This is a genomic window from Psychrobacter sp. AOP7-B1-25, from assembly GCF_052376195.1.
Classification (GTDB): domain Bacteria; phylum Pseudomonadota; class Gammaproteobacteria; order Pseudomonadales; family Moraxellaceae; genus Psychrobacter.
Genome location: NZ_JBQSVK010000006.1, coordinates 38,159 through 52,608, shown reverse-complemented (window position 1 = coordinate 52,608; position 14,450 = coordinate 38,159). Strand labels below are relative to the sequence as shown.

At 41.6% G+C, this 14,450-nt stretch carries 12 protein-coding genes and 1 tRNA gene; 6 read left to right on the top strand and 7 right to left on the bottom strand.

Annotation, left to right across the window (positions count from 1 at the left end; all coding sequences use genetic code 11):
• Nucleotides 1-17: 17 nt before the first annotated feature.
• Entirely contained in the window at nucleotides 18-938 is a 921-nt protein-coding gene (locus tag ACT3QR_RS07155) for a YagK/YfjJ domain-containing protein (RefSeq protein ID WP_444520685.1), read from the bottom strand.
• A 369-nt stretch (nucleotides 939-1,307) separates the two neighbouring features.
• Between ACT3QR_RS07155 and ACT3QR_RS07150 the strand changes: the two genes are divergently transcribed.
• Together ACT3QR_RS07150 and ACT3QR_RS07145 are read left to right on the top strand one after the other, a co-directional pair.
• Complete coding sequence (locus tag ACT3QR_RS07150; RefSeq protein WP_444520684.1) at nucleotides 1,308-2,273, top strand: hypothetical protein; 966 nt, start codon at nucleotides 1,308-1,310, stop codon at nucleotides 2,271-2,273.
• A 43-nt stretch (nucleotides 2,274-2,316) separates the two neighbouring features.
• The gene (locus ACT3QR_RS07145; RefSeq protein WP_443522354.1) at nucleotides 2,317-3,531 is read left to right on the top strand and encodes an IS256 family transposase; all 1,215 of its coding nucleotides are present in this window, start codon (nucleotides 2,317-2,319) and stop codon (nucleotides 3,529-3,531) included.
• 45 nt (nucleotides 3,532-3,576) lie between these two features.
• On the opposite strand, the gene ACT3QR_RS07140 is transcribed toward ACT3QR_RS07145, so the two are convergent.
• A complete protein-coding gene (locus ACT3QR_RS07140) occupies nucleotides 3,577-4,941 on the bottom strand; it encodes a tyrosine-type recombinase/integrase (protein ID WP_444520683.1) in 1,365 nt (454 codons plus the stop codon).
• Between the two features lie 283 nt (nucleotides 4,942-5,224).
• Nucleotides 5,225-5,315 (bottom strand) — tRNA-Ser (locus ACT3QR_RS07135).
• A gap of 129 nt (nucleotides 5,316-5,444) precedes the next feature.
• Between ACT3QR_RS07135 and ACT3QR_RS07130 the strand changes: the two genes are divergently transcribed.
• The 3 genes from ACT3QR_RS07130 (at nucleotide 5,445) to ACT3QR_RS07120 (ending at nucleotide 7,317) form a co-directional block, all read left to right on the top strand.
• Nucleotides 5,445-6,338, top strand: coding sequence for a DNA/RNA non-specific endonuclease (locus ACT3QR_RS07130; RefSeq protein WP_444520682.1), 894 nt, complete (start codon nucleotides 5,445-5,447; stop codon nucleotides 6,336-6,338).
• 70 nt (nucleotides 6,339-6,408) lie between these two features.
• A complete protein-coding gene (locus ACT3QR_RS07125) occupies nucleotides 6,409-6,672 on the top strand; it encodes a hypothetical protein (protein ID WP_444520681.1) in 264 nt (87 codons plus the stop codon).
• Nucleotides 6,673-6,933: 261 nt separating this feature from the next.
• Nucleotides 6,934-7,317: a DUF2147 domain-containing protein gene (locus ACT3QR_RS07120; RefSeq protein ID WP_444520680.1), complete on the top strand. Its 384-nt coding sequence runs from the start codon at nucleotides 6,934-6,936 to the stop codon at nucleotides 7,315-7,317.
• Between the two features lie 193 nt (nucleotides 7,318-7,510).
• Here ACT3QR_RS07120 and ACT3QR_RS07115 read toward each other — a convergent pair whose 3' ends face one another.
• From ACT3QR_RS07115 to ACT3QR_RS07100, 4 genes are all read right to left on the bottom strand, one after another.
• A complete protein-coding gene (locus tag ACT3QR_RS07115; RefSeq protein ID WP_444520679.1) occupies nucleotides 7,511-8,773 on the bottom strand; it encodes an ammonium transporter in 1,263 nt (420 codons plus the stop codon).
• Nucleotides 8,774-8,880: 107 nt separating this feature from the next.
• Entirely contained in the window at nucleotides 8,881-9,219 is a 339-nt protein-coding gene (locus ACT3QR_RS07110; RefSeq protein WP_010197981.1) for a P-II family nitrogen regulator, read from the bottom strand.
• Between the two features lie 479 nt (nucleotides 9,220-9,698).
• Complete coding sequence (locus ACT3QR_RS07105; RefSeq protein ID WP_444520678.1) at nucleotides 9,699-10,553, bottom strand: universal stress protein; 855 nt, start codon at nucleotides 10,551-10,553, stop codon at nucleotides 9,699-9,701.
• 161 nt (nucleotides 10,554-10,714) lie between these two features.
• The gene (locus ACT3QR_RS07100) at nucleotides 10,715-12,214 is read right to left on the bottom strand and encodes a SulP family inorganic anion transporter (RefSeq protein ID WP_444520677.1); all 1,500 of its coding nucleotides are present in this window, start codon (nucleotides 12,212-12,214) and stop codon (nucleotides 10,715-10,717) included.
• Nucleotides 12,215-12,890: 676 nt separating this feature from the next.
• Between ACT3QR_RS07100 and murD the strand changes: the two genes are divergently transcribed.
• Nucleotides 12,891-14,315, top strand: a complete 1,425-nt coding sequence (murD, locus tag ACT3QR_RS07095) for a UDP-N-acetylmuramoyl-L-alanine--D-glutamate ligase (RefSeq protein WP_444520676.1) — start codon at nucleotides 12,891-12,893, stop codon at nucleotides 14,313-14,315.
• Nucleotides 14,316-14,450 lie beyond the last annotated feature (135 nt).

Sequence of the window (14,450 nt, the reverse complement as noted above, 5' to 3'; positions counted from 1 at the left end):
ATAGTATATATTTGAGATTATTTTGTTATGGGTGGTAGTCCTCGGCGTTTGGATGTGCGGTATCTACCTTTTCCAAAAGTGTTCATTCCTAATATTTTCACTTTTAAATGCTGATCGAACTTATCAGGCTTGGTTAAATACAAAGCAGTACAACGTGCATTCGCCACTTCAAGCTCATTGTCGCGGTGAATCATACCAATACCTAGTCTGTCATATTGCTGATAGCGTCGCTTATTCTTAGATTCGTGGTAGTTATAATAAGTCCCATACCCCTCTGTTATCTGAACCCATTTCTCACCAACTTCCTTAGCGATGTGCCAGTCTTTTTGTCTTTCTGATCCATCATATATTAAAAGCAAATGGCAATGCAGACCACCATTGATCTCACCTTGCTCAAGTGCCCATGCGTGACCTTCTAAATCCTTAAAACAAGCCCTTTGTTTTCTTATCAGCTGACGTAGTTTGTTTATGTGTTCGTTAAATTCCTCAATGGTGATCAGCTGATCGTGGCCTTGAGCGTATTTTAGATCAATACGAACAAATAACAGCCGCGCATAATGATGGGTTAATTTAGTGATGTACTCGTCCAAAGCCTTCTTGTTTTGCCTTTCCTGATATATCAAAACACTCCGCTCACGCTCAACCTCTCTTTTATAGTACATCAATATATCGATCAGCTCACTTACGTTGTTGTGTTCCCAAATCACTTCATCAGGGTATTGATCACCAACAATACGCTGCGCATTACGAAAGAAAATATCAATAGGCTTTAAATAAACAAGCCCTTCATCAGCCTCGTAGTGATACATAAATGATTGATATAGATCGTTCAGTTTATCCATTACCGAATCAATATCCAAGTCTCGAAAGATAATATTGATTACTAATTGATGAACTTTAGTAAATACTTCTGTTTGGTTGCGGTTGATGTATTCCATGGTATTACTCCTATGTAGTTTGTCTTGCACATAGTAGAGTCATGCCATATTTTTTTAATTCTTTCTGCTGGTAATTTGGTTGGCTGATAAACAGCGTGGTGACGCTGCTATATATAATAATATAAATAACCCATTAGTGTAGCTTATAAATACTGCTGGAATATCGATAGTATATTTGACTACATTCGTATGGAATGGAGTGTATATCGAGGATATTGTGATTGGTGCATTTAGCTGACAGTGATTTAAACCTTCTCCAAGATTATGTAGCAATAATTGATTTTAAAGCTAAATATGTGTATATTCGTCAGTATTAATCCTGTATTATCACGCGTGATAATACAGGATTAATACTGAGAGGAGCAAGTTATGGCTGATTTAGCAGAAAAAGATAAGCAAGAATTTATCCAAAAAATAGAGAGATTGAGCGATAGGGAGCTACTCAGTTTCATGAGAATCTACACAAAAGAGTATGGTTACGAGCTAGATATAGAGAAAGTTAACAAGCCTACTTTTATTAAAAAAATAGTTAATAATAAGGGCATTGAGCAAGCTATTAAAATTCTAGATTATACACTTAATCAATATATATTGAATGAGAATAATTTTCATTGGTTGTATGAGAATTTAAGAGCACAAATATTCACCCTAACATATATGAGGTTGTACTACAGCGAGCAGATAAGAATAGCAAACAAAAATTGTGTTAATGAGATACAAGACTATTTGTTTCCAATTGAGGTTAGGAATATCAATATTGACTATAAAGGTGAAATAATCGATGCAGTTTACGAAATTTTTGATAAGGAGCAGATAGAAGGGTTTCCCATCGAAAAATCACATAAAGAAGTTTTGATGGAGAAGATCAGGACTTTATGGTCAGCAATAAATCGAAAATGTGATTATACAGAATGGGTGAATAAGGCTGATGAGAGTAAGATTAGTTGGTTAGAGAGATACCTAAATCGAAAGGGTTATTATATCGATACTATCGAAGCTGCTAGCACGCTTGATCAGCGTAAAGCATTATGTTTGGCTTCATTAGATTTGTTTGAATTTAAGTCAACCTTGAAAGGCTCTTACGATTATAGTGAATCGAGTGAAAAGGCTGATTTTATAGATCGTATGAAAAGATCTTGGAATCAAAAAGTGTATCGTAACTCTGGTCGAGAGAGAAAGAAGTATCATTTACCCCTTACAAACGAGACTAAGCAGAGACTTGATAAAATAGCGGACGTTGAAAATAGAAAGCAGGCTGATATACTTGAGACTCTCATAAACGATTATTATGAGAGTAATGATCTAGACGCTTATAGTAATGAGAGCCTTTCCTAAAAAGTGTGTAACTGCTTATAATCCACTAACAGGAGAATAAGCAATGACTACTCAATCTGACATCAAGAAACTGGCTGAGCAAATGGCCAGCAGCATGAAAAGCTTCGATGACATCAAAGACTTTCAAAAGCAGCTCATGCAGTCCTTCATCGACACTGCCTTAGAAGCAGAAATGGAAGAGCATCTCGGCTACCCCAAGCATGAAAAGGCAGACAGGCCTAATAAGCGCAATGGGCACACTAAAAAGAGAGTCCGTAGCGACACAGGCGAGCTTGAGATCTCCACCCCAAGAGACCGTGATAGCAGCTTTGAGCCTGTACTTGTCAGTAAGCATCAAACCCGTATTTCAGGTCTTGATGACAAAATCATCAGCTTTTACGCCAAAGGTCAAACCACTACTGAGATTGTCGAAACCATCAAGGACATCTACGACGTCGACATCTCAAGCAGCTTGGTTTCCAGAGTCACTGACAACATCTTGGATGACATCACCGCTTGGCAGAACCGGCCACTGAGCAGCGTCTATCCTATCGTCTACTTAGACTGCATTGTCGTCAAAGTTCGTCAGGACAAGCAGATCATCAACAAAGCTATCTATCTGGCCTTAGGCGTTGCTCTTGATGGTAAAAAAGAGCTGCTTGGCATGTGGCTATCAGAGAACGAGGGCGCTAAATTCTGGCTTGGTGTTCTCACTGAGCTACAAAACCGCGGGGTTCAAGATATTCTTATTGCCTGTGTCGATGGTTTAAAAGGCTTCCCTGATGCCATCAATACGGTCTACCCTAACGCTCAGGTTCAGCTGTGTATCGTGCATATGGTGCGCTATTCGATGAAGTTCGTACCTTGGACGGACAAGAAGGCCGTAGCAGCTGATTTAAAGGCCATCTACGGTGCTGATACGCTTGAGATGGCAGAGGCCAACCTTGAGCACTTTGATGAAGTATGGGGTAAAGAGTACCCGCATGTCATCAAGTCTTGGCGCAATAACTGGGAGGGCTTAACGGTGTTCTTTGGTTATCCTAAAGACATCAGAAGAGCGATTTATACCACCAATGCGATAGAGTCGCTAAACAGTGTGATTCGAACGGCGGTGAATAAGCGTAAGGTGTTTCCCTCTGATCAGGCAGCATTCAAGGTAGTATATCTGGCAACCCAGCAGGCCTCTAAAAAGTGGTCGATGCCAATCCGTAACTGGACGTCTGCTTTAAATCGCTTTATGATTATGTTTGATGATCGTATTAGCAGGCATTTAATCTAAATGGCAGTTACACAGAATTCGGGATGGTCTCAGTAATGATTAACACTAGATATTGTTTAAATGACTTTTTAGCTTACTTAATGAAATACCTTTATACAATATCATATCAATGAGTTCTTGCATGTCATTGTTATCTACTGATGCTGTATTTGCGGCTTGCTCTCTTGACTGCTCAATTTGCTGCCGCGCTGTCTGAAAGTCTACGACCTCGCCTGTGTCTCTTAGTAAGTCTAAAAAGTCAGCCCAAACCTGCATGATCTTACGGCGCTCTTCTAAATGCTGCGCGTGGTTATAAACCGCGCGAATGCTGCTTTTTTTATCATGCGCCATCTGCTTCTCGATCGCATCGCCCATATAGCCAAGCTCGTTTAGATTGGTTGAGGCGATATGTCGAAAGCCGTGACCTGTCTGTTTACCTGCGTAGCCTAAGATATCAAGCGCGTTATTAATAAACTCCTCACTATACGGTTGATGCATACCCGTATGATAGAACACATATTCATATTGCCCTGTGATTGGTTTCATCTCCTCTAGTACTGCCAGCATCTGATCTGACAGCGGTACAACGTGCTTACGTGCAATTTTAAGGTTGTCGATATCAACACGCCATAAACGGTTGGTAAAGTCGATATGCGCCCATTTCATCATACGTAGTTCAATGGTGCGGCAAAATGAATAAGCTAAAAACTTCATACCTAAGCGGGTTTGGTCATGACCATGATAATTCTCAATAGCTTGGAGTAGGGCAGGCAGCTCATGGATATCTACATGCTTCATATGCTGGCTTTTGGCTTTAGGGTAGAGCGCCTTTAGATCATCGATTGGGTTTTGCTCAATGATGCGCTCACGTTTGGCACGTCTTAAGACATTAGCTACTAGATCAATCGTGCGTCTGGTCACCTCACGTGGAGGCTCACCATCTTTGTTCACACGCGTTTCGATCTCATCTGCCATAGATCGACAATCCTCAAAGCTCACATCTTTTAGTGCAATACCTTCAAAGTGTGGTAACACGTCTTTATACATACGGTTATAGTCTTGCTGATAGGTACGTGGCTTGACGTTACGCTGACGTTCAGCGAGCCAGTCTAATGCATAATCATTGAATTTTTGTGCATGAATATTATTGAGCCTATCTTGACGCTTTTTATTTTTTGGATCGATACCATCTGCTAGTAGCGCTTTAATCTCAGTATTGGCTTGTCTGGCTTCAGCGAGTGACATGATAGGGTAAGTGCCAAGTGTGAGCCGTGTTTGTTTACCATCAAAGCGATAAGCGCTTATCCATGTTTTTGTGCCTGTACTGCGTACCAAAAGCTGTAAACCTTGCTGATCACTGTATTTGTCAGGACGTGAAGGTGTGCATTTTTCACTGGGTTTGAGCTTGCGTATCTTACTATCGCTTAACATGTTGGTCTATTCCCTATGGCTACAAGCTATATGAATCAAGAGATACAATAAAAACGTTGGTCTAAAGCTGAATCATAAAGCTTAAATGTTGGTCTTTTTGAGGTCTAATGAAATCATAGACCAACAGATAGACCAACACAAGCCACGGGATAGGTGGGTTATTCTCGGACAGCTTAGGAAAACGTTAGGCATAAAAAAAACGCTAGACGCGTTATTTATAGAGGGTTACAGAGGTATATGGGAGTGTTTAGGACAAGGTGGGAAAAGGAGTGTTTTATAAGATTGGCGGTGAAGGAGGGATTCGAACCCTCGATACGCTATGAACGTATACACACTTTCCAGGCGTGCGGTTTCAGCCACTCACCCACTTCACCGTTTTTTGAACGTCTAAGTATAGCGGATACCATTTAAAATGTCACGACCTGCGCGCTATCTTTCTTTATTGGCAAGCGCCTGCTAGGATAGCAAGTATGTAACGGCAAGTATAAATGGTTGAAAGTTGAATGATAATTTTTAATAGGCTTAAGTACGGATTTAAGAATAATGCGCTGATGGCGATATTGCTTGTCGCGACGGGTATCACACAAGCTCACGCTGATGATTTGACCCAGTGTAGCCAGTCTTTTTATGGTGGTGTTTATCCCGAATTTACCAATACCAAGCTAAAGAAAGACACACAAGCGCTATGCATGGATGGCTTTGCAGTTATGTACTCGGGGGTCTCGCGTACACCGCTCTGGTCAGCAGAATATCTCGATCGCACGCGTCTACAACAAGCCAAACAGATTGACCGTGAAGACAGTTTTCACGAAGAGAGTAAGCTACCAGAGTCAGCACGTGCCTCGCTGTCTGACTATTCAGGTTCTGGCTATGACCGAGGCCATCTGGCACCTAATGCCGATATGGCTAATCGTAGCCAGCAATATGATAGCTTCAGCCTAGCCAATATTGCTCCTCAGTCACCACGTAACAATCGCTATATTTGGCGTAATATTGAGTCTGCTACACGGTATTTAACGCAGCAATACGGTGAAGTATATACCATTACAGGTGTGGCATTTACCGATAAAAAAACCAAGCAGCTCGCTAATCGCGTCCTTGTGCCTAGTTACTTCTTCAAAGCTGTATACATCCCAGCAACTAATCAAGCGGGCGTGTATTACGCACCAAATGATGAATCAGAACGCATCGACGTGATCAGCATCGATGAGCTAACCACTGAGGTTGGTATCGATGTATTACCTATGCTAGATAATCAGTCCAAATCTCAAGCGTTTGACTTACCATTGAAAGCAGGTGAGAGTTCAGATACACCGGAGGCGCCAGTGGAAGAGCCTGGGTGGATGCTGTTTGTATGGGCTATTTTAGAGTGGTTGATTACACAATTACAGGCCTAAACCGGCAGTAAAACCAAAGAATAGCCTAATGTTTAAAAAATAAAATGTTACTGATAATAAGGATAATCAAATGATTGAGCCATTTGTCAACGACCATCAAAGTATGCAGATTGGTGATCTTGTCATTGAAAACCAACAAGACAAGATTATTATATATGGTGATATTGATCTCACTTTTGACGAGTTAGGGTATAAGCAAGCCCAACAGCTACATGAGCTGTCAGGGAAAATTGTACAAGCGTTTGAAGATGAAAATCTGTATAGCAAGAATAGTGCTAAGTCAAAGGAAAATGATGACCAATTAGATAAAAATATCGACAACCCTTTCCTGTAACTCTTTGATATGGTTTTATTTTTGTAGAAATGAGAAACTGCAAAAAAACTACTAGGCAAAGCCTAAAAATTGCTTATAATGAGTTAAGACATCGCTTGTGTCGCTCGAATCTTTAACCAAAATATTATAAGTTATAATGGTAACTATCATTTGAAAAGGTCGAAACCGTAAAGCTCGTAATGAAAGGTTCTAGCAAAGGATAAGCATAGGACATCAGAAACATCACGTTTCTAGTAATCATTGTATGAAGGGAGTCAATTTATGAAATTATTTACAAAGACCACTTTAGCTGTTGCTGGTATTGGTATTGCCAGTATGGCGTTCGCCGCTGACCCATTAGCCAATACTACATGGCAGACATATGATGAAGGCAAGCCAAAAGGTACGGTAAAAATTACTGAGTCAAATGGTGTGTTAACAGGTACTCTTGTTGCTACTAACTCAGCTACAGGCAAAAAACACGTTGGTAAAACTGTTATTAGAGGTCTAAAGTCTGATGGTGGTGGTAAATATAGTGGTGGTACGATTACTGACCCTGAGAAAGGCAAAGACTATCGAATGACTGCAAGTTTAAGTGGTAATACATTAAAATTAAAAGGCTATATTGGACCATTCTCTCGTAGCCAAGAATGGAAAAAGAAATAAACTAAAAATTAGTCTCAGATTAATACACAAAAATCCCGCGTTACCGAGAGGTCTTGCGGGATTTTTTACGTTTTAGATCTAAGTTTATAGCTTCAATAGGGGCGTTCTTTAAGCACTAGAACTATAAGCGCCGATACTACAGTAGGTAGTATCGGCGCATTTAACAGCAATCTTCAGCTTACTTAAAAAGAGCTTATCTTATAAATTCTGGGTAAGCTTCCATACCACACTCTGCAATATCAGCTCCTTCGTACTCGTCTTCTTCAGAGATACGTAGACCGATAACCAGCTTGATGATAGACCAAACCACTAGGCTGGCAATGAATACCCAAGCAAAGATGGTAGCAGCGCCCACAATCTGACCGATAAAGGTAGATGCTGGGTTGGTGATAGGTACGATTAGTAGACCAAATAGACCAACCACACCATGAACTGAGATGGCACCAACTGGATCATCAATTTTGATTTTGTCTAAGGCTAAGATTGATAGTACTACGATGATACCAGCGATAAGGCCAAAGATAGTGGCTTGTAATGCTGAAGGTGTTGAAGGTTCAGCAGTAATGGCTACTAGGCCAGCTAGCGCACCGTTTAGGAGCATGGTCAAATCAGCTTTGCCGAAAATGAGGCGTGCTAATAATAAAGCGCCTACTGCGCCGCCGGCAGCTGCCGCATTAGTATTTAAGAAAACTACTGCAACAGAGTTAGCGCTGGCAATGTCGCCAAGCTTGAGAACAGAACCACCGTTGAAACCGAACCAACCCATCCATAAAATTAACGTACCAAGCGCAGCAAGTGGTAGATTAGCACCTGGAATGGCGCGTATTTCACCGTTAGGACCGTATTTGCCTTTACGTGACCCTAAAAGTAATACACCTGCCAACGCTGCTGCTGCACCTGCCATATGCACAATACCAGAGCCTGCAAAGTCAGAGAAGCCCATATCGCCTAGGTTGAACATACCAAATACATCATTGCCGCCCCATGTCCAGCTACCTTCTAATGGGTAGATAACGCCAGTCATGACTACAGCGAACAATAAGAATGACCACAGTTTCATACGCTCAGCAACGGCACCCGATACGATAGACATGCAGGTCGCTACAAAGACAACTTGGAAGAAAAAATCTGATGCGGCAGAGTAGACAGAGTCGCCACCGAAGCCGTTTTCAGTAGAGGCTGCTAGGGCATCTTCTACTAGTGTATCACCGCCTGCAATTCCGCTTAGAAATAGATCGCCACCGTACATAATCGCGTAGCCGCATACCATATACATGATACTAGCTGTTGAAAATAGTGCGACGTTTTTGGTTAAGATTTCGACTGTATTTTTTGATCGGACCAGCCCAGCCTCTAACATAGTGAAGCCTGCTGCCATCCACATGACCAACGCACCACATATCAAAAAGTAAAACGTATCGAGCGCATATTGGAGCTCAAAGATTTGACTTTCCATTTAAATTCCCCCTTGAATTTGTAATATAGATATCGGCATTACCGATAGATAAAAATGCTATAAGAGTCTGTACCTATAAGTTTATGCCCGTAGGTAGGTTTTCAAATTTAGATAGCGTCAGGCCCCGTTTCACCCGTACGGATGCGGATAACTTGCTCAAGTGCAGTGACAAAGATTTTGCCATCACCAATCTTACCAGTGCTAGCGATACGAGTGATTGCCTCAATAGCAGGCTCTACCATCTCATCGATCACAGCTACTTCGACTTTTACTTTAGGTAAAAAGTCCACCACGTATTCTGCGCCGCGATAGAGCTCTGTATGACCCTTTTGACGACCGAAACCTTTGACTTCAGTGACAGTGACACCTTTAACACCGATGTCGGAAAGCGCTTCACGCACGTCGTCGAGCTTAAACGGTTTTAAGATCGCAGTGATTAGCTTCATAAAAAATTCCTTATTTGTGTGATGCCGCAGATTGATAGAAGTACTATGGTGCATCATCATATCTCTGCCTTGCTTACTGTATGTTATTCAAGAACTGTGCCAACCTACTCAAGGGGGGAGGTAGAATTGGCGTTATTCATTAAAAAGTAGTGACAGTAGCAACATAGGATATGGGTTACGGTGCAACGATTAGAGCCATCGCTACAAGCATAATAAAGGTGAATCAATCTTTAGCGTTTGGTTAACGAAAACTTTATTATAACCAACTTTTTGAGTGCTTGGGGAGGCTATCCCTTTATTTCATGTGACGATTTGCTAACTTGAGTTTGGTCGTTAGCTTGGTCTTTTTATACAAGCGTATCAAAGATGAGTGGCGAGAAGATAAATAGAAAGTATAAGTAAGCGGCAAAGCCTGACATAGTAGTCAGACCCTTGCGCTTAAGTAGATAAAGGGTTTGGACGTATTTATATATACATCGTTATGCTTTAGGAAAGAGTAGGTAAGGGGTTTTTGTACTGACCAATAGCTTTTTTGTGTCGCTACCTTGTAGTAATTCGCGTAGTCGAGATTGGCCAAAAGCCCCTGTCATGAGCAAACCAATATCATGTTGGTTTTGATAATAGTTCAAAGCTGCTGCGACATCACGGCAGTCCAGCAATGTCTTTTTAGATTTGATACCCGCCTGTTTGAGTTTGGCATAGGCTTCACGCAATGCATCACAATTATCAGAAGTCTCTTTCCCAACCATCACAATATGAACCGTCAATGCACGCACAAGTGGCGTTTTACATAACCATTTTAGTAGTTTATGGCACGTTGGACTATTATCAAACGCAAATAAAGCAGTAGAAGGGGTCAAAAATGGTGCATGTGTCACCAAAATGGGGCAGTGACTGACTCGTATAAGTTGGCTCAGTGTCGATTTGCAGGTGACATGATGACCTATAACGATCAGTTGGGCCTTATCATCGACATAATCGATGCTTTGGTTGAGGTTCTCATGACGGTGCAGGGTATATGTCTTTAGCTTATGGCGTTGCTGTTCACAATATGAGGTTGCTTGAGATAATAGCAGGCGACCTTGTGCTTTTAACTCACAGTTATTTAGATGCTCTTTAGATGTGAACTGTTCGAGCAAAGCATTTTCGTCATCAATATTGAGGCAGCCAGAATAATTAATAGCAGCTTTTTGCTGTAAGCTTGGCATCGAATGCAGTAAGCCAACAGGTGTGCGCAGGCGACTAGAAGCCCACATACTAGCTTCTAGTACGGCTTGAACATGATCAGGACAATCTAAGCAAGCAATTACACTATCTGGTTTTAAATTACTCATAAAACGACCACATCATTCTAATAATAAAAATCTGCTATCTCGGTTTAGGGTTAGCGTATGAACAATCTATCTGACCCTTTTACCCATATAGCTGTCTATTAATATCCGATACATCAGCCATGGACTAACAGTATAGCCACTTGGCAACCGCGTAGATGCGCTTAGTCCAATAAGCCAATATCACGGCGGTCGTGAACAGAGAAGCGGTCAATCAGTGTTCGGCTCGCATTGTTGAGTCCTACCACTTTGACATCAATACCTTCACGTTGCAAGCGCATCACTAGCTTGTCTAAGGTGTCAACAGCGCTGACATCCCAGAAATGTGCTTGGCTTACATCGATCTGAACACTGTCCACGGCTTCTTTGGTATCGAAGCTATGTAGGAACTGCGTAGTAGAGGCAAAGAACACCTGTCCTTGAACATAATAGTAACGGGTATTACTACTGTCATCATATTCACTAAAGATAGTTAGGAATTGACCAATTTTATTGGCAAATGCTAAAGCAGATAGTAAGACACCTACGCCAACACCATAAGCCAAGTTATGAGTAAAGACGGTAGTCAATACAGTCGCGAGCATAACGATATTAAACGACATTGGATGTGTCTTAAACTCGCGAATCGATTGCCAGTTAAACGTACCAATTGATACCATAATCATAACTGCAACTAGGGCTGCCATTGGAATTTGACTAACCCATTCGCTTAAGAATACTACCATAATAAGAAGGACAACACCGGCTATCAAGGTAGATAGACGAGTGCGGCCACCCGATTTGACGTTGATCATTGATTGACCAATCATCGCACAGCCTGCCATACCACCAAAGAAACCTGATACGACATTGGCCATACCTTGACCACGACACTCTTTGTTTTTATCACTTGGTGTATCGGTTAATTCATCGACGATAGTCGCTGTCATCATAGACTCTAAAAGACCAACGATAGCGAGTGCGATAGAATATGGTGCAATAATCAGTAGGGTATTTAGGTTTAACGGAATATCAGGTAACAAGAATACTGGTAATGAATCTGGCAAATCACCCATGCTACCAACGTTGCGAATATCAAGGTTCATATACATAGCAACAGCGGTCAAACCCACAATACAAATAAGCGGTGAAGGAATGATGCGACCGATTTTAGGGATAAGTGGAAACAGATAGATAATCGCCAAACCAGCAACTGTCATGATATAAACCGTCATGCCAACACGCTCAGTCATCGGGTTCAGTTCTGGTAATTGCGCGGCAAAAATCAAGATTGCTAGCGCGTTGACGAAACCAATAACTACGGAGCGGGAGACAAAGCGCATCAGGTTACCAAGCTTTAGGATGCCCATAACGATCTGAATGGCACCGCAAAGTAAGGTCGCGGCAAGCAAATATTGCAACCCATGGTCAGCAACCAAATCGACCATTACGAGTGCCATAGCGCCAGTCGCTGCTGAAATCATTCCTGGACGACCACCAACAAAACTGATCACGACTGCGATACAAAATGAGGCGTATAAGCCAACCTTTGGATCAACACCAGCGATAATAGAAAAGGCAATGGCTTCTGGAATAAGGGCTAGTGCTACAACCAAACCCGATAAAACGTCACCGCGAACATTGGAAAACCACTCGTCACGCAAGTTATCAATAAAAGATGTCATAAGTAAACTACATAGGGTTAGAGGCAAAAAAAGTAATCATTACTCATTTATAAAATGATCGCGTCGCTAATAATAGCTATTCATTTTTCTTTTACTTCAACATGTACTAGGGCATGTTGCTGTGTTGGATTGTGAGAAACTAATAACCAAGATATCTAACTAATAACTAAGGTATCTACTGATTTTTTTGGTATCAAAGATACGCTCATCAATAATCAATACGATGATAAGGGTAGTAACGTACCTAAAAATATTTTTTTAAAAGATTGCTTAAAATAGGCGACTAGATAGATGTACCTACAATAATATATAGAGTCAGCAATCACTTGCTGTAGTAGAAGGTGATATATCACTCGTCAAATTATCAAAATTGTCTGATATACCTCTATCACAACAATAATCGTTAATGAAGAAGCGTGACAATAGCGCGATAAACGTGACAACATGCTAAACTAAAATGCTTGAGTTATGTGCTCAGCAAAATACTGATAAATATTGGTCAAGCTTACTATTATAGCATTAGCCACTTAATATAAAAACAGGCGAATAATAGCATAAAGTCATAAAAAATCAGTACCTAAATCTGAACGATGGCGTTAAGATGCTACACATCTTAGCGGCGTTATACAGTAAATATCTTTAATGCAACTTTTCTCGTTTAATAGAAGGAATAGGTATGACCACTAATACAGCAACAGAAGCCTTACTTCATAAGGGTAGTGGTCTACAAGTCGTGGTTGGTTTGGGACAGTCTGGATTATCCGTTGCGCATTGTCTGGCTAAGCAAGGCTATCAAGTTGCTGTCACTGATGCTCAAGTTGCGCCTAAACTGGCCGATCAGTTGCCAGCTGAAGTAGAGGTTCGTCAGTTTGGTGCGATAGATTCTGATTTATTACAACAAGCAGCACGCATTATTATTAGCCCAGGTATTTCTCTTAAAACTGCCGCTGTGGTTGCTGCTCGCCAAGCCAATATTCCTGTAGTCAGCGATATTCAACTGTTTTGTGAAGCCTGTACTGCACCTATTGTCGCGATTACAGGCTCTAATGCAAAAAGTACGGTTACCACGTTAGTTGGGCAAATGGCAGCAGATGCTGGCGTTAATGTGGGTGTCGGTGGCAATATCGGTGTACCAGCCTTAACGTTGTTAGATAATTCTGATATGGAGCTTGCGGTACTTGAGCTGTCTAGCTTCCAATTAGAAACCGTCACCAATTTGGGCGCAAAGGTAGCGACTGTGCTCAATATGTCACCTGATCACTTAGATCGTCATGGAGACATGCTAGGTTACCATCAAGCCAAACATCGTATTTTCCAAGGTGCCAAGTCAGTGATGATAAACCGTGAAGATGCACTTACTCGTCCATTGGTCGCAGACAATCTACCGAGAATTAGTACCGGTATTCATGCCCCTGATAAAGGTCAGTACGGGCTTATTACCGACGTAGAAGGCCAAATTTATCTTGCTCGTGGTACAGAACGATTACTGTCCGCAGACAAACTGTTGATTAAAGGACGTCATAATCTACTGAATGCGCAAGCGGCTCTGGCCCTTGGTGAGCTTGCAGGATTACCGCTAGAGAGTATGCTGAACACTTTGCAGCAGTTCGCAGGTCTTGAACACCGCTGCCAATATGTGGCTAATACTGCTGGCATTGATTATTTTAACGACTCTAAAGGCACCAACATTGGTTCGACCATAGCCGCTATCGAAGGCTTGGGCGCAGTCTATGCACCGAAGGACGGTAAGCTACTATTGATCTTAGGCGGGCAAGGTAAAGGGCAACAGTTTGGTGAATTAACGCCTTTTATCAATCAATATGTCAGCCAAGTCTTATTCATTGGTGAAGATGGTCAGCAGATTGAACAACATCTAAGAGATGCGAAATTGAGTGACGATGTCGCACTGCATCAGTGTCAGACATTAGAGAATGCGTTTGCAACTATTCAACAAGTCACTACCAGTAGTTTATCGCAAGTGCAGGCTGTATTGCTGTCACCTGCCTGTGCTAGCTTTGACCAATATAGTGGTTATGCCGCGCGCGGTGACCACTTTAGCCAACTGGTCAATCAATTAGGCACAGCGCAATCAGAGGCTTGATAGGTAGTTGGATTTTTTAATCAGCTACATAGATCGGTATAACAGATGTCTCGTCTCTAGCTACAGTCAGTATTTTATGATAAACGATTGTTTTGCTTATAGATTGCTGCTACTGTCAAGCATATAATCCTGATT